Source organism: Parabacteroides chongii (genome assembly GCF_029581355.1).
GTDB lineage: Bacteria > Bacteroidota > Bacteroidia > Bacteroidales > Tannerellaceae > Parabacteroides > Parabacteroides chongii.
In genome coordinates this window covers 1,411,771-1,430,173 of record NZ_CP120849.1, presented here as the reverse complement: position 1 = coordinate 1,430,173, position 18,403 = coordinate 1,411,771, and the positions used below count along the sequence as shown (strand labels likewise).

Below are 18,403 nucleotides of genomic sequence, written 5' to 3'. Positions count from 1 at the left end.
AATGAAACAGTATATAAAACAATATATAATATTGATATTTGTTTTATTTGTGCCTATTGGCACAGATATAAATGCACAAAAATATGAGCCTTATAAAAAAGTAATAGATCCGGTTATCGATAATCCGGCTAAACAGTGGTGCTATATGTCTAAATCAACCACCGTGATCGGTGTTCCCTTTCAAACAGAAGAAGCCGGTGTCACTCAGATTACTTACGATGGTTCATTGTATACAACTTTTGCTGAGTTAGGCTTCTTCTATGGGAAAAAGAATAAAGCACTCCTGGCCCGGCAGAAAACGTTTTATGAAGGGTGGATACCTGTTGTTTTATATGATTGGACGGATGATGGCATACACTACGAAATGGAAGCTTTTGCATCTGTACTTCTGGATAATGAAGAGCGCAATGTTCTTAATTTTGTAAAAGTGAGGATGAAAAATACATCTTCCGATACACGCGAGGTTGATTTTACATCGGTTATTAGAGGTCGTTATCCGGATAATCGGGAAGGAGCAGTGAAAGGTTTTTCTACCGATAATATCTTTGAGATAAAAGACGGGAAGGTCTTTCGTGATAATCAGTTGTTATATACATTTCCTGCCGGGGCAAAAAATGAAGCGGTAAACGGAGTTCCTTATCTGAAGTCCTTTTCAGCTAACAGTTATAATGTAAAGGAAGAGAGAGCTGTAGCTCTTGCACGTTATCATTTTGGTCTGAAGAAAGGAGAAGAGAAAGAACTGATCTTCAAAATGCCACAGGTCCCGGTGGATGCGGATAAAATAACAGTAATACAAGCGGTTGACCGGGCAGATTACTCATTGTACAAAGATAGGACTATTGCCTTTTGGAAAGAGAAAGTTGAGAAAAATATCCGGTATGAAATTCCTGAAAAACAATTTCAGGATGGATTGAAAGCCTCTATTGTTCATTTGTTATTGGCAACGCGGATTATAGAAGGCAAGAAAACAGTAACAGATGGTCTTCCCTATCCGAACTTTTTCCTGACCTCTTCTCCAGAACATCTGATGGCTTGTCTGATGATGGGATTGAATGATTATGCGAAAATGATCATTCTGAATGCTGTTGCTTATCAACAACCCAACGGGCGTTATGCCGACATTGCATTAGAGCAGGGGCATGATACACCACCGGTTGCACAAGGACATATCATGTATGACTTGGCTAATTATTACTTCTTCACCCGCGATACGGAAACAATCCGAAGTGTATATCCCAGTCTGCAAAAAGCGGTCGGTTTTATAGCAACAGAAATTGCTAAGAATCAATATGGTTTGCTCCCTCCTGCCGTACCCTATGATAATGAGATGATCGACGGACATTATACCACAAATAATGTATGGGCCTTGTTAGGGCTTAGGAGTGCGATTCGTATTGCAACTGGACTGGGAAATAAAAAGGATGCGGATGACTGGTCGGCATTGGAACAGACTTACAGGAAGAATATCATGAAAGGAATTGAAGCATCTGTTCATGCAGACGGCTATGTTCCGACCGGACTTTACTCATTTCTGACAGGTAAAGCGGCTCGCCGGGGATTCGACGAATACATGACCAATGCAGATTGGGAAAATATGTTGTTGGCTTATCCTTCAGAATTGTTGTCACCGGACGATCCGAAAGTAACGGGTACTCTCCAGCATATTCGGAAAGAATATGCAGAAGGAATTATGACTTATCGGCATGGATTATATCTTCATCAGTATATTACGGCGAACATGATCGAACAATATATGGTCGGAGGTAATGCGAAGCAGGCATTGATTGATTTTTATCATATATTACTGCACTGTGGTTCCACTTATGAAGGTTTTGAAAATTTGGTTCGTCCCTGGACGGATCGACAGGTTCCTTCTTGTCCTCCGCCTCATGCCTGGGCTTCTTCCAAAATAGCATTTACAATTCGTAATTTTCTTGTGTATGAATATGGTGGAATGTTCGGTTTGAAACCAGAAGAACGGGATCTCTATATTTTCTCAGTTCTTTCGCCGGCATGGGTTCAATCTGGTAAACGGTTGGTTATTCAAGAGGTTCCAACAGAGATGGGAACTGTTTCTGCCCGGATGGATTTTAAAGAAGGAGGAGCAACTGTTTCAATTCGGAATAACTTTCACCAACAACCGGGAACTATCCGCATTCGTATCCCTTATTTTAAAAAATTGGTACGGTTTACAACTGATGCTAAAAAATCGCATATGGAAGATGGTTGTCTTGTATTGAGTCCGGAGGTTACTACTGTTCAGATCGATTGGGAAGATATCCCTATGCGTGGTGTTTCGGAAGAATTACTCAATGCTTATCGGGCTTGTAGTACTTTTGAAGGAGTCGATGAAAAGGGTTGTGCCATTATAAAAGAAGGAAAAGCTTTTCTTCTACCTGTTGAAAAGCAAAATAAAAAAGAGATACTTAGTTTCGATCTTGTCTTGAAAAACTTCTTGTATGAATTCAACAGACGGCGTATAGAGAAACTAAAACAAGGTTATGAACAATACATGATTGATGTTCCATCAATCGATTAAAATCAACTCAAATAAAATATCATGAATAAATTTGTAACATTATTATTATTCCCTTTATTAAGCGCATGTAGTATTGCGCAGGTGAACGATCAGAATCCGGCGATTGACGGAGCTGCTGCTTATACCATGTTATCCGATAATGTAAACGACCCTCAGCGGGAATGGAGTTATAATCCTAAATCAACAACAGTGATAGGTGTACCTTTCACGCCGGCTCCGGTACAGGTCACCTATGATGGTTCTATTTATACGGGAAATGCCGAACTTTGCTTTTTCTACGGTAGTTCTAACAAGCCGACAGCTGCTTATCAGAAAACATTCTATGAAGGCTGGATCCCTATTGTGGAATACAACTGGCATGAAGACGGCATACGGGATGATATGGAAATGTTTGGCTCCTCTTTACCCGGAGAAGATAGTAAAAACTCTGTACAGTTTGTCCGTGTTTCAATAAAGAATGTATCCGATCAAAAGCAACAAGCAGTATTTTCTGCAGGAACACGTTCTTCCGGACTTGACCATCGGATGGGGGAAGCTGAGTTCTCCGATCAGTTTAGTTATCGTTTCGATAAGAATGAATTTATCCGTGATAACCAGCTCCTTTATACTTTTGAAGGAGAACCGGAAAAGTATGCAACTAAGGATAAACCTTACACAGGTTCTTTCTTGGCTGCGGATTTGGGTATCAAGGTTAATACGGTTACCGGTCTGACACGCTATTTACGAGAATTGGGTCCGGGAGAGAGCTATCAGCTGACATTTAAATTTCCACGTGTGCCTGTCGATGATAACGAAGGTGCATTTTTATCGAAGTTACGTCAGGCTACTTATTCTAAATCACGTCAGGCTTGTATTGATTATTGGAAAGAGCGTATTGAAGGTGGGGGATATTTTGTGATACCTGAAGACCGGGTTGAGGATTCTTTCAAAGCCAGTTTGGTTCATCTGATGTTAGCCACTCGAATGGAAAAGGATGGTACGAAGAGACAGGGAAGCGGACTTCCATACGATGGTATATTTTTCAATGACTTTATTGATATGCGTTTAGCTTATGATATTGGCGGTCATACAGATTTTGTTGAATTGAACTTTCCTTGGATGTTCAAGAATATTAATGAAGAAGGATTGTTCGTAGATCCTAGTGTCAGTCATTCGCAGGAGATCATGACTTCTCATGGACAGGTTTTGTTCAGTCTGTGTAACCATTTTCTTTATACGCAAAACAAGACTTTGGCAGAAGAGGTCTTTGGGCCTGTCAGTCAAGCTATCGGGATGATTGAACACGATCATCAAAAAGAGCCGAATGGATTGGTACGTCCTTCGACTCCTTTTGATGCGGAGATGATCAAAGGATATTATACCAGTCATAATTTATGGTGTTTATTGGGTTTACGGAGTGCTATCACATTAGCCGACTATTTAGGAAAGGACAAAGAAAGTCGTGAATGGAGAGAACTTGAAAAATCTTATTACAATGCAATCATGAAAGGTATAGAAGCTAGTGTCCATACAGATGGTTACGTACCGACCGGGCTGTATAAATACCTAATTGGTGAAACAGCTCGTGAAGGGTTTAAGGAGTTTCAAACTGATCAGGATTGGGAGAATATGTTATTGGTATATCCAACAGAAACATTGGATCCCGGGGATAGCCGTGTAAAAGGGACTTTGAATCATATCCGTACTCATAAATATAGAGAAGGTATTATGACTTACCGTAACGGCATGCATCTACATCAGTATGCGACAACCAATCTGGCCAATCAATACCTGGCGATTAATGATCAGGAAAAAGCACTTTTGGATATGTATCATATATTACTGCATAATGGTTCGACACATGAAGGTTTTGAAAATATGGTAGAACCCTGGTCTGACCGTGATCCGGACCCGGTTCCGGCTCCTCATGCCTGGGCAGCGGCAAAAACTGCTTTATTGATTCGGAATATGCTGGTTCGGGAATATGGAGGAAAAGCAGGTATAAATAGGGGAGAGCGTTCTCTTTATCTGTTCTCCTGTTTGTCGCCTTCTTGGGTACAACCTGGAAAGAAAATAGAGATACGGGATATTCGTACCGAATTTGGTAAGATTAATGCTGTAATGACATTCAACCCAAAAGGTGCCGATGTACATTTAAACTGTGATTATACAAACTTTAAACCGGCTTATATTTACATTGCTGTCCCTTATTATAAACAAATTGATCAGGTAACGTCTGATACTGGTGAAGTGGCAATAAAAGATGGTTATATGGTCTTTTCTCCGGAAGTCAAAAAGATACAAATCCGTTGGAAAGATAATAAACAAAGTAGAAAGAACTATGTTCAGGAAATATTGAAGAGCTATCGGACTGAACCGGGTGTTGCCTGGGAAGACTGTCCGGAAGATAAAGGAGACCGTTCCCCTGCCGATGCCGGTTGCTATTTGATCGTTATCCCCGGAGCTGAAGAAGGATTTCTTACTCCGGAAGAAGAAAAGATTGAAGCGGAACCTCTTAGTTTCTCTGCGGTCAGAAAAGCTTTTCTGATGGAGTATGACAGAAGAAGGGAACAATATCTGCAATGCGGTAAAAAGTTATTGGAAGTTTACCCTCCTGCGATGGAGTGATTATTATATCAAAGAAATAACGTTTTCATGAAATATACTTGAAAAATAAATGAACAACGAAAAAGAGAATATTGCTTACTTACTATTTCTGTCGATAGTAGCAGCTTTGGGTGGTTTCCTGTATGGATATGACACTGCGATTATTTCTGGTACCATACAGATGGTAAGTGAGCAATTCGGATTATCATCGACAGGAGTAGGATGGTATGTTAGTTCTGCCTTGTTGGGATCAATTCTTGGTGTAATGATGGCGGGTGTCTTCTGTGATTATTCCGGTAGGAAAAACACTCTATTTGTGTCGGCCATATTGTTTACCGCATCAGCCGTTGGTTGTGTTTTTTCGGGAAGCTTCAACGCCTTGATCATATACCGGATAATTGGAGGCATAGGTATAGGGTTAGTATCCGTCGTATCTCCGCTTTATATTTCGGAAATCTCTATAGCCAAATATAGAGGGAGATTTGTCTCTCTTTATCAATTGGCTATAACAGTCGGATTTTTAGGGGCATACCTCGTGAATTACGGATTATCAAGCATGTCTTTAAATACAATTTTTGATAATTCGAGTTTGTTAGCTTGGTTGTTTCACGATGAGCTGTGGAGAGGTATGCTTGGTACGGAGGTCTTTCCTGCGCTTATATTCATTATTATCATCTTTTTTATTCCTGAAAGCCCTCGTTGGCTATTGTTGAGGTATAAGGAGAACGCGGCAAAGAGTGTACTTTACAGAATGCTTCATGATAATACTGCTGTCGAGAATGAAATCAGTTCAATCAAACAGGTATTATCGGAAAAGGGAAAGAAAGTACCATTGAGAGACAATCTGAACACAAAGACGGTAAGATTGATTTTGTTTGGATCGTTAATCGCTATCATGGGGCAGTTTATGGGGGTGAATGCTGTTCTTTACTATGGACCTACTATTTTTCAGCAAAATGGTTTGTCGGGTGGTGAGTCTCTCTTATATCAGGTATTGATAGGTCTGGTTAACTCCTTGACCACTGTGCTAGGCTTGCTCATCATTGACAAGATAGGCAGGAAGAAACTGATTTACTTTGGAGTGACAGGTATGTTCATGTCCTTGATATTCATTGCATTGTTTTTTAGTAAAGGTGCTGAGTGGGGAATTTCACCTGTTCTGATGCTTGTTTTCTTTTTGGCTTATATTTTCTTTTGTGCCATCTCAATCTGCCTGGTCGTTTGGGTACTCTTTTCTGAGATGTTCCCGATTCGCATTCGTGGATTGGCCATGTCGTTCTCAGGTATGTTTATTTGGCTCGGAGCCTTTTTAATAGGTCAACTCACTCCATTTATGCTTGAGAATTTAGGTTCATCGGGCACATTCTTGAGTTTTGCAGTTGTATGCATACCTTATTTGTTCATCATGCGTTTTTGCATTCCGGAGACGACAGGACGTACCTTGGAGGAAATAGAAAAAGAGCTAAATAAATAGACAGGTATAAAATAATAAAGGAGAATTTACATAATGAATCAAATAGTTTTATCTTTAGATATAGGGGGTACCTGGATTAAAGGGGCCACATACAGTTGTGAGGAATTGTCGAACGCTTATTTTCATCATACTTTACCTCAGCCATTGAATATGGTTAAAAGAGAGAGCTGTTTGGCTGCTCCTTTTACAATTCATGATTTCCAGAGTGCTTTGAATGAATTGATCAAAGACCTATTGTCCATTCGGGGCGAACTATGTTCTATTGCCATCTCCACTGCAGGAGTAGTTGATTACGCTGGTAAACGAATAAAGTTTGTGGCACCTCATCTCTCTTCCCTAAAGAATATTGCTTGGGTAGAATGGCTGAAGAACGAATTTGATGTTCCTGTGACATTGATCAATGATGCTAACGCGACCATGTTGGGAGCTGCTCCATTAGGATATTTGAACGGATTGAAAACTATAGGAGTGATGCCTATTGGCACAGGGTTAGGATTTTCCGTATGGCGAAATGGTAGGGTTTGGACCCCTGATTTTAGCTATACTTTACTCGGATGTATAGAAACTCCTGATGGGAATTTTGATCAGTGGGCCAGTATAGTGGGGTTGGCAAAGCGATACCCGGATATCGCTTTGGAGGATTTATTTAAAATGGATAAATATAAGGTGTGTTTGAAATCATATTTGGAAGGTCTGGTTAAGATTGTCCAAACAGCTTATTATATGTATCATACGAACGAGGTGCTTATTGGTGGTGGATTGGCGGATCTGGTTGTTCATGTAGGTTTCCCTTTGGAGGATATCTTGAACAATTTGTTAAAAGACCATCCTTTGGCAGATGGAACGATACCATCGGTAAGGTTGCTGGATGAGGGAAACAGATTACCGCTGGCCGGTGCAGCCATGCTTGGATATGGAGAACACATAGCGCAAAAAAGCAGATGGATAAAACCTTATTCAGCTATATCCACCGAAAATGCCTATGATGCCTCTTTGCATTTGGAAAAGATGACTCATGATGAATTTGTCCGATTGTTATGGAAAGCGGAACAAGAGGCGGGTGTATGGTTGGAGGATAGTTTATCTGACCTGTCACTGGTCATCGGGCGGGTAGTAGAACGGCTGAAATCCGGAGGTAGGTTACTATATGTCGGTGCAGGGACAAGTGGTAGGTTGGCGGCGATAGATACTGTAGAGATTGCTTGTACATTTGGATTCCCACGTGATAAAGTATTGACTTTTATTGCAGGTGGTGTTGCGGATGCTTCAATTGAGATTGAATGTGATTTTGAAGAAGATGCTAGTTCTGTTCCTGAGATGTTGGCTGCGTCTTTGAGTAAAAATGATGTTGTAGTAGGCATTAGTGTTAGTGGATCCGCTTATTATGTGCAATCCGCTTTGGCTTTTGCTAAAGGAATAGGGGCATATAGTGTGCTTATTCAAGAAGAGGATGTTAAAGATCTTCCATTTTGCGATAAGATAATATCTTTGCGGACAGGGTATGAGATTGTAGCTGGCTCAACTAGAATGAAAGCGGGTACTGCCACAAAAAAGATCTTGAATTTTTTATCCACTGCAACCATGGTCTCATTGGGAAATGTATATGGGTGCTATATGACTCATTTGGAGTGTATTAATGAAAAATTAATTTGTCGGGCACAGCATATACTACAAACATTATTCGGTTTAACGAATGACGATTCTTTTACTTTATTGGAAAAGAATCGATTTGATCTGAACCGAACAATTAATTTTATATTAAAAGATAATCAATATCATGAATAAACATCATTGGTTAATACCTGTTTTAGGATTGTTAATATCCGGTTGTACTACAGAAATAAGGACAAAGTCATTCTTGAGTACATTGGATGGAGAAGCTTTATCCTATGTTTATCAATATGAGGGGAATCAGTTGGAGGAATCTTATCTCTTCCAAAAAGAGATTGCACAGATAGATGGGGCTACTGTATGGAGTCTGAATGTCGATCAGCAGATACTTGGCAATGATGATAGTACATTCGAACTGAAATATTGCTTTCAATTGGAGAAAGGCAAGATGAACAATGCCGGAGTAGGAGTTGAATTCAAATTTGAAAACTGGGATACCTCCAATCAGGTTTTTGCCCCGGCAGCTGTGTACAACGGGAATCGTTTCCGGTCGTTGAATATCCCTTATCCACCTTACATCTACGATAAAGAAGAGAAGGAACTGGATATGCCGGTAACCATTACACAAATCCCCCGATTGTCCGTTCAGCCGATTCCTTCGCAGATAGAGATGTTGACCAGTAATTGTACGACTCCCATGTTGGGCTTTTACAGTCCTACCCGTCAAAAAGGATTCATATTACTGACAACCCAGGATACTAGGTTAGGGGCTTCCGGATTTATCATTCGGGAAAACCCGGAAGAACATACCGCTTCTTTCGTCGTAACAGCACCGGGTGTCAGGGAAAAGAAGTACGTTATGACGAATATGATTGAAAGTGCAGACCGTGCAACCGATTGGAATGAAGGAGATAGTGTGTCTGTCAGAGTGAATGTGTATAATTTTGATGCCTCTTCATTAGATGTCTTCTTCGATAAGTTATTTAAAGTACGTAAAGCATTATCGGGTAAGAACGAATATATCAACCGGATGCCATTCAGCGAAACTGCCTCTATTATCCTGGATCACCATGATCGAACAAAATGGTTGGATGATGGTCGCTATAAATATATTTGTAACAGACCGGATTCAGACTCTCCTTATGGACATATTCAAACCGGTTGGAGCGGAATACCGGTATATGCTTTTCCACAGGCAATCCAACCAACACAACAGCGTGTGGAGCGGATTGTCAGCAGTCTGAATATGCTTCAACAGGCACAAGGGAAATCGGGACTTTTCTATGGAATGTTCAAGAAAGGTGAATTGTTTGGTGACAATTTCAATGAAATGAGTGAACGACGTTCTATAGCCATGATCAGGCGTACCGGACTGGTATTATACCAAACGATACAGATGGAAGAATTGTTGGAAAAACATGGCTTTGGTTCGCAAATCAATCCGGAATGGGATAACATGCTTCGAAAAGCGGCAGACGGTTTGGTCACGCTTTGGAACCGGTACGGACAATTCGGGCAATTTGTAGATGTAGAAACCGGAGAGATGGATATAAACAACTCGACAGCGGGAGCTATTAATATTGCCGCTTTGGCTTTGGCATCCGGGAAGTACGATGAACCCCATTATCTGGAAATAGCTGAGGCTGCAGGGAATCTATATTATGAAAGGGATTTGATGAAAGGATATACCGGAGGCGGTCCGGCAGAAATTTTACAATGTCCGGACAGTGAATCGGCTGCTGAGTTTGCAGAGTCTCTCACTGTTTTGTACGAAATAACAGGTAAGAGAGAGTGGTTGGACAAAGCTCGTTTTGCTGCTGCTATGTTCTCCAGTTGGGTGGTCTCATACGATTATAAGTTTCCTGAAAAATCCGATTTAGGTCGTATCAATGCGAAAGCGACTGGTTCGGTTTGGGCGAGTGTTCAAAATGAGCACAGTGCTCCGGGTATTTATATCCTTTCCGGTGATTTCCTGTTAAAATTGTATCGGGCTACCGGCGATGAACGTTATGCGGAGTTACTGAAAGATATTGTTCATAATGTTGTTCAGTATGTTACAACCCCATCCAATCCATTAGGACGTGGTTCTGCTCCGGGGTCAGTATCGGAACGTGTCAATTTAAGTGACTGGGAAGGTCTTGATGGTATTGGAAGTGTATCGGCAGGCGATTCTAATATGGCCTGGGAAACGGTAGCATTGCTATCTATATTGCAGAATCCCGGCATCTATGTGCAGACAGATACTGATAAATTACTGGTTTTGGATCATGTAAATGCACGGGTTTTGGAACGAACCGATAAAGGTGTTTTGCTAGAAATAGAAAATCCGACAGATTATCCAGCCGAGGTGTCAGTTTTTGCTGAAACGCAGGCTGAGGCACAGAAGCCATTAGGATGGAACGTTTATGCTGATTGGCGGAAAGTTTCGATAAAAGGAGGTGAAAAAGTTAAGGTTTCACTTTCTTCCGGTAATATGTAGATCAGGAAGAAAAGCAATAATAATCCACCGAATAAGCAGCTATTTGCTATTTTATGTAGTGATAGCTACTTTTAAATTTGTATTGTTTAAATTCGGGTTGCCATGAGTAACCTAAACAGACTCTAAATAAATATGAAATCAACAATCTGGAAATTAGCAATAGTATGTATTTTAATGTCTGTCTTTTCCTGTAAACAGGGAGATGGCAAACTTTATCTGGAAACCAGCTACGTATCGTTGGCGATAGATTCGACAGGATATATTCGGAGTATTAAGAGTAAAGTGGACGGCCAGGAATATCTGTCTTCAAAGAAATCCTCTCCACTATTGGCTTTGTATGTAGGCAATGATAATCCTATCTATCCTTCTTCGGCTTGTTTGAGTGAAGGGATTGTTGTACTGAGTTATCCGAATGGCTCTGTGGCAACTGTAGGTGTGAAAGAAAAAGGGGAATATATCATGTTCCGCCTGCTTTCTTTGGAGAATCGGGGTGAGGTAGATAATGTAGTATGGGGACCTTACAATACGACCATTCGGGAATATATCGGTGATATGTTAGGGGTGGTAAGTAATGAAGATTATACTATTGGTTTGTTTGCCGGAAATGATAATACGATAACAGGTGTTCCGACAGACGGAGATTGGAATCAGATGTACTATTATGTGCATACGACTGATCCGATGAAATATCCATTACCTGATTCTTTATCGGAAGGCCAGAAGTTCCGTATTGGTGGCGATGGTCGGAATGATGTTGCGTTTACTGACAAAGCCGAGGAGCATTTTTATATGTGTGCAGGAAATGGAGCCGGATATGATCCGGAATATGGTTCTTATATTGTCATGCATTCGCGTGATCGGCGGAAACCACAGACGATCTTTTTTACATTGATCCCTGGCTTTGACAATATCAATGTCCCTAAGCATCATGAGGTGGAAACAATAGATGTAGACTTACTTGACTCCTCTGTTGCCTTTTTTGCCTGTCCCAGAAAAAAGACCCTGGATTTGATAGAATCAATCGTTAAGAACGAAGGTTTACCTTATATCACTCAATATGGTAAATGGGTACGCGACCCGGAGGCCGGACGTACCGATCTTGCCTGGTGGGGAGCTCATGACAGTTTGATTTCTTATGCATCTCAGTTGGGAGTACATGCCGTTCAGGATGAAGGTATAGGGGAGTATTATGCCAATCCGGCGGATCGGTGGGCAGGAAAGAAGATAAGCTATAGTGGAAAGAAGATCCCTATTGCTGAGTTTACGGCGATGGCAAACAAAAAAGGTTTGGCGTATGGATTGCATACCTTGTGTGAATTTCTTCAACCTCATTGCAGTGATGTAAGTCCTGTGCCTAATGATAGTTTGTGCCTGGTACTGCGTACCCAAATAACGCAAGATATTTCAGAAACTCAAACCAATATATACGTAGCTGATACCAGCTGGTTGAATGAGCGGGGAACATGGCATTGTAATGCTTTGAACGTTCTGAAATTGGGAAAAGAAATTCTGACTTATGACGGAGTGACGACAACAATTCCCTATACATTGACTGGCGTGAAACGGGGTGCTTATAATACGACTCCGCAACCACATAAGGCTGGTGAAATGTTGGGAAAACTTCAAATGAACTGTTATAATGGTTTTGTTCCTGATATGAACCTACAGGATGATTATGCAGATTACTATGCTCGTTTATTGACTGACGGAGGAATGAACTATGTTGATTTTGACGGACAGGAAAGTTTCATGTATCAGGGACATGGATACTATTCGGCAAAAAGATTTTATCATCGTCTGTTTGATAAATATCGAGAATACGGAGGTAAAGAACTACGGGTAATGGGTTCAGGTGTGATGTATGGAAATTGGCTTTATATGGCTAATTGCAATGTTGGAGGTGGTAATAACATGTTTAATCCGGTAACCAATGAATGGGGAATTCAGGGAAAGGATGTACGTAATGTAAATATCAATAACTTTTTAGCTCCTTCCTTTGGTATCCAGAATTTTAATCCGGAATGGTCGGTACAGGTTATTGAGAATCTTCAGTCGAAAGCAATTGCATGGGATGCTACGTATATGTTAGGATTAAGTGAAAAAACAGTTGAACAATGTAAAGATAAATACGAAATATTCAAGGCTTTCCGAACTTGGGAAGATGCCCGTAAAGCCAATATTTTTCCACAGGAACTGAAAGAGGAGATGCAGATAAAGGAGAATTTGTATCACCTTGAACGTATCGATGATCATTCATGGATGCTTTATAGTGTGACTTCTTCGGGGGAACGGATTAATCCGAGAAAACTTGTTGCCCGGTGATAGCAATTAATATAAAAGCAGCTATTCCTGTTTTGAAAAGGAATAGCTGCTTTTATATTTTCAATTTGATGTACTCTTTTTCTTTCGATGATAAAATTGTTACCTTTGGCGCATTATTTTATAGTGAAACATAAGATTTTATGTTTAATTCAGGGGAGATGGCAGCATAATCATGGATAGTAAACTTTTATATCGTCTTAAAGAGGGAGACAGGGATGCTTTTAATACCGTTTACTGGCGGTATAGTCCGAAAGTATACAATACCGTTTTGTATTTGCTGAACGATTCCGATATAGCGGAAGACGTTGTGCAGGAGCTCTTCCTTACGATTTGGGAAAAGCGGGTTAACATTCAACCGGAACTTAACTTCGAAGCTTATATCTCAACCATAGCCCGTAACTTAGCTTATAAATACATAGAAGAAGCCTTTCATAAAAATCAACCGGTAGAGGAACTCAATGACATCAAACTTACCTCCAGTTCAGAAGAAGATGAGATTGAAGCCGACTCCCTGCGTGACTATATTTTCAATGTAATCTCCTCATTCCCGGAAATGCGGCGGAAAGTATTTATTATGAGTCGGTTTGAAAATCTTTCGCATGCAGAAATAGCAAACAGACTATCCCTGTCTGAACGTACGGTGGAAGCCCATATCTACCAGGCATTGAAAGAGCTTCGTAAAGTGCTGGGAAATAAAGCTGTCGCTTTCTTTCTTATCTATCTTTCTCTGTAAGATACGTTTCTGTTTCTCTCCATATTCCCTGGTGCTTGAAAATTTATTTTGTGAACTAAAGTTAAAGAATAGCATATTTTATATTTAGACTAAGTAGTAGCTGTATTTATTGGACTACTATATATAAACGAATCAATGATGAGAATAGAATTACTTCACCGTCTGATAGCAGGTACGACTACCGAAGAAGAAAACCGGCAGTTGATGGAATGGTTCCGGCAGTGTGCATCCAAAGAAGAGTTTTTTGCACTGTTTGAAACTGCCTGGAAAGACAGTTCGGATGAGATGCCCAAAGATGTTCAAGAGCGTATGTATCGCCGGTTAAGTCTTCGTCTGGATGAAAAGGAGAAAGAAGTGAAAATCGTTCCGTTGCGTTCTCGTTTTTCATGGAAAATAGGACAACGGATTGCTGTGGCTTGTATAATCATTGTATTGAGTCTGTTCAATTATAATATGAACCATAAGCAAAAACAATTGTCGACACAGAATTTCATGGTCTCTGCGGAAAAAGGGCAACGAGCCTTTGTTACTTTGCCTGACAGTACGAAGGTCTGGTTGAACTCCGATACAAAGATCAGTTATCCGGCAGACTATGGTATGAAAGAACGGAATGTAACATTGGTAGGAGAGGCTTATTTTGAAGTGGCAAAGAATCCGGCAAAACGCTTTGTCGTGGAAGCGAAAGGCATGCAAGTGGAAGCTTTGGGTACTGCATTCAATATTAATGCCTACAGGGATGACAATAAAATGATTGCATCGCTGTTTTCCGGCTCTGTGAGAGTCAGTTATGAAGATCATGTGGCGATTCTTAAACCGCATGAGTCTGTTAAGGTCGATCTGTTGACACGGGGATTTTTACAATATAAAGATGAAAACATGCAGGATATAGCTCTTTGGAGGGAGAATGAGATCACATTCGACGGTGAGTCTTTAGAAGAGATTACCCGTATAATGAATCGCCTGTATAATACGACCATATATATAGAGGACGAATCGTTGAAGAAAGAATGCTATGTAGGAACTATCCGGAATAACAGCCTTGAAAACTTTATCGATATTATTAACCTGACAACTCCGGTTGTGTATGAATATAAAGGAGACACTGTTTTCCTGAAAAGAAGAACTCAAACAAATATGCCTATGAGGAAGGAATGAAAGAATAAAAAAAGCGAGGTAACCCTTGATAGAGCTACCTCACAAGTACAATTTTAGCAGATATCCCATAAGTTGATACAGTCGATGTAGGAGACCGACTGTTGTTAACGGGACTCCTCTGCTTACAAAGTTACAAACATTTATTTTATCTACATCTTATTTCTAATTAAAAGAAAATTGAGTAACATGAAGCATTTATTTAAACAGACGGTTATTCTGACATTATTGTTAACCTTTCCACTGTTGGAAATCCACGCTCAGATAACCATACATATGAAAGACAAACCCGCTTCAGAAGTGGTGAAGCAAATTGAAAAAGTAAGTAAATATCGCTTTTTCTATAAAAAAGGTCTTCCCGGTATGAATACAGCTATCTCTGTTGATGCAAACGATCAGAGTATTGAAACGGTGATGGGACAGATCGCTAAACAGATTTCTGTGTCTTATACTATAAAAGGAGAAACACAGGTTGTATTGACTGAGCCGGAGTATCAAAAGAAGGCTACCAATCAAAAAAAGTCGTTGAAGGGAACTGTAACGGATACAAACGGTGAACCGGTTATTGGGGCAAATATTATTCAGAAAGGTACAACCAACGGAGTCATTTCCGATGTCGATGGTAATTTCAGCATGGATGTACCGGAAGGTTCGACTCTTGAAATTTCTTATATAGGTTATCGTCCTAAAGAAATAAAAGTAGGGAGTAAGGAAACTGTAGCTGTTACTTTAGAAGAAGATACCCAGACATTGGAAGAAATTGTTGTTGTCGGATACGGAACACAGAAAAAGATAAATATGACCGGAGCTGTTGCCCAGATTGACAATAAGGATCTGGAGAGCCGGCCTATTCAAAACCTGTCTTCCGGTATCCAGGGATTGATGCCGGGTGTAACAGTTACTTCACAGGGAGGACGCCCGGGACAGGATGGCGGATCGATCCGTATCCGTGGTGTCGGGACTTTGAACACAGCAGACCCTTATATCCTGGTGGATGGTATTGAAACAGGAACAATGAACTCGGTCGATCCGAATGATGTTGAAAGTATCTCGGTCCTGAAAGACGCTGCTTCTGCCGCAATTTATGGTTCGAAAGCTTCCAATGGTGTTATTTTGATTACTACCAAGCGTGGTAAGACCGGTAAGCCTCGTATTTCCTATAATGGATACGTCGGTATTCAGAATCCTACGAATCTGACTGAACGTCTGAACTCTTATGATTATGCACGCCTTTATAGCCAGGTAATGGTTGCTGAAGGTTTAACGCCTCGTTTCTCAGAAGAAGAGATACAGAAATTTAAAGATGGAACAGATCCGAATTATCCGAATACGGATTGGTACGGAGAGGCTTATAGAACCGGTATCCAGCATTCTCATAACGTCAGCATGAGCGGAGGTACGGAAAATGTGAAATATATGGGGTCTGTCGGTTATCTGAATCAGAGTGGTATTTTACCGAATGCAGAAAGACAGCAGTTTAATGGCCGTACGAATTTGGATGTGCAGCTGAATCCGAGATTGGCAGTTCGTATGAATCTGGCCTATATTAAGAATGATTATTCAGATCCTACATCTTGTTATGCAGGAGGTGGATCCGGTCAGATCTTCCGTTCATTACAAGGAATGGCTCCTTGGATTGTCGGACGTTATCCGGACGGAACTTATGGTACTGTTTCTGATGGTAACCCTTTAGCATGGCTGGATTTGGATCAGACTGTTGACCGTAAAAATCAAAATTTTTCGGGAGTCCTGGCTGTAGATTATAAGGTAATGGACGGTTTGACGGCTACAGTAACAGGTTCTTATGTGAACGATCAACAACATTATCGTGATTTTCAGAAATATATCCGGTACAATGAGAATAAAGAGTCGGAGCCTAACCATTTGGATGAACGTTATTATGGTTGGCATCGGGCAACGTTTGATGCCTTATTGAATTATGATAAACAATTTGGGCTGCACAATTTAAAGGCGATGGCAGGATGGCATACGGAAAAGTATGATTATTCCTATACTAAAGCTTATCGTAAAAATTTTCCTACAAACGATTTGACGGACATTGGTGCAGGGGATGCAGCTTCCCAAACCAATGAAGGATACACCAGAGAGTTAGCAATGGTTTCCTGGTTTGGTCGTATTAATTATGACTACGCCGGTAAATATTTATTGGAAGCGAATATCCGTTCTGATGCTTCGTCCCGTTTTGCTGATGGAAATCGCTGGGGATATTTCCCATCGTTTTCAGGAGCATGGCGTTTGAGTGAAGAAAGCTTTATGGAAAGTACAAAAGACTGGTTGAATAATCTGAAAATCCGTGCTTCCTGGGGATTGTTGGGAAATCAGGATGCTTTGGACGAATATTATCCGTGGATGAGTACTTATAATCTGGATGCCAAATATCTGTTTGGAGGAGAGGTGAACACTGGGTATTATCAGAAATCTTATAAACTTTCTACTATTGGATGGGAGAAAGCCCGTACCTGGGGTATTGGTCTGGATGCAACGATTAATAATAAGATCAATATATCTTTCGATTATTATGACCGTAAAACAACAGGGATCATTATGGACGTACCGGTTCCTGCGGAATTTGGTCTGGATGCTTATAAAGATAATGTCGGTGCAATGGCCAATCGTGGAGTCGAGCTGATGGTAAGTTATAATAACTCCTGGGGCGACTGGAAGTTTGGTGCAACGGCAAATATGGCTTATAATAAGAACGAACTGCTGGATTTAGGTGGAGTCGATTATATGACTGATCCGAAAAATGAGTATAAACGTCGTGAAATAGGTAAACGGTTTAATTCCTACTATGTATATAAAGCTGATGGTTTTTTTAGTTCTGATGCTGACGCACAGGCTTATATGGATAAATATGCAGGGAAGGATGGGTATCCGTTTGGTTCGCAAAAGTTTAAGGCTGGAGATTTGATTTATAAAGATGCTAATGGCGATGGTAAAATTACGGCTGATGACCGTGTTTTGGCTGGATCGACTGATCCGACTGTTACGTTTGCACTGAATCTGAATGCCGGTTATAAAGGCTTTGACTTGTCGATGCTATTTTCGGGTGCTGCAGGTGTACATCGTATGGTTGATGGAGGTTCTGTCGGTAATTTTTCCGGTGATATTTCTCATCCTGCATCTATATGGCTTGATGCCTGGACTCCGGATAATCAGGATGCAACGATGCCTCGTATATATTATATGCAAAATTCTCCAAGTGCGTCTTATAATGTCATGTCGACGTTTTGGATACAAAATACCAGTTATTTACGCATGAAGAACCTTCAGTTGGGATATACGATTCCTGCTAAAATATTGAAACCGATCGGTATCGAGAACTTGCGCGTTTATTATTCTGCAGAGAACTTATTTACGCTTGATAATATGTTTTTTGATATTGATCCGGAAAACTCAGGAACAAATGAATATCCTTTGCTTCAGACCCATTCTTTTGGGGTAAATCTGACATTCTAATCTATTTATTATCTACAATTTAAAAGA

At 40.5% G+C, this 18,403-nt stretch carries 9 protein-coding genes; all 9 read left to right on the top strand.

The window, feature by feature from the left end; genetic code table 11:
• Position 1: 1 nt before the first annotated feature.
• The 9 genes from P3L47_RS05530 to P3L47_RS05490 all read left to right on the top strand — a co-directional run bounded on the left by P3L47_RS05530 (position 2) and on the right by P3L47_RS05490 (position 18,376).
• Positions 2 to 2,539 (top strand): glycoside hydrolase family 15 protein, encoded by a 2,538-nt coding sequence (locus P3L47_RS05530; RefSeq protein WP_277782956.1) that lies wholly within the window; start codon positions 2 to 4, stop codon positions 2,537 to 2,539.
• 21 nt (positions 2,540 to 2,560) lie between these two features.
• The gene (locus P3L47_RS05525) at positions 2,561 to 5,146 is read left to right on the top strand and encodes a hypothetical protein (RefSeq protein WP_277782955.1); all 2,586 of its coding nucleotides are present in this window, start codon (positions 2,561 to 2,563) and stop codon (positions 5,144 to 5,146) included.
• A 49-nt stretch (positions 5,147 to 5,195) separates the two neighbouring features.
• A complete protein-coding gene (locus P3L47_RS05520) occupies positions 5,196 to 6,599 on the top strand; it encodes a sugar porter family MFS transporter (protein WP_277782954.1) in 1,404 nt (467 codons plus the stop codon).
• 33 nt (positions 6,600 to 6,632) lie between these two features.
• Positions 6,633 to 8,384 carry an N-acetylmuramic acid 6-phosphate etherase gene (locus P3L47_RS05515; protein ID WP_277782953.1) on the top strand — a complete coding sequence of 584 codons (1,752 nt, stop codon included), beginning with the start codon at positions 6,633 to 6,635 and terminating at the stop codon, positions 8,382 to 8,384.
• Positions 8,377 to 10,689 carry a glycoside hydrolase family protein gene (locus P3L47_RS05510; protein WP_277782952.1) on the top strand — a complete coding sequence of 771 codons (2,313 nt, stop codon included), beginning with the start codon at positions 8,377 to 8,379 and terminating at the stop codon, positions 10,687 to 10,689. The genes P3L47_RS05515 and P3L47_RS05510 overlap by 8 nt, the downstream gene beginning before the upstream one ends.
• A gap of 132 nt (positions 10,690 to 10,821) precedes the next feature.
• Complete coding sequence (locus tag P3L47_RS05505) at positions 10,822 to 13,011, top strand: hypothetical protein (RefSeq protein ID WP_277782951.1); 2,190 nt, start codon at positions 10,822 to 10,824, stop codon at positions 13,009 to 13,011.
• A 172-nt stretch (positions 13,012 to 13,183) separates the two neighbouring features.
• Positions 13,184 to 13,744, top strand: coding sequence for an RNA polymerase sigma factor (locus P3L47_RS05500; RefSeq protein WP_277782950.1), 561 nt, complete (start codon positions 13,184 to 13,186; stop codon positions 13,742 to 13,744).
• A gap of 138 nt (positions 13,745 to 13,882) precedes the next feature.
• A complete protein-coding gene (locus P3L47_RS05495; protein ID WP_277782949.1) occupies positions 13,883 to 14,899 on the top strand; it encodes a FecR family protein in 1,017 nt (338 codons plus the stop codon).
• Positions 14,900 to 15,085: 186 nt separating this feature from the next.
• Complete coding sequence (locus P3L47_RS05490) at positions 15,086 to 18,376, top strand: SusC/RagA family TonB-linked outer membrane protein (protein ID WP_277782948.1); 3,291 nt, start codon at positions 15,086 to 15,088, stop codon at positions 18,374 to 18,376.
• Positions 18,377 to 18,403: the final 27 nt, after the last annotated feature.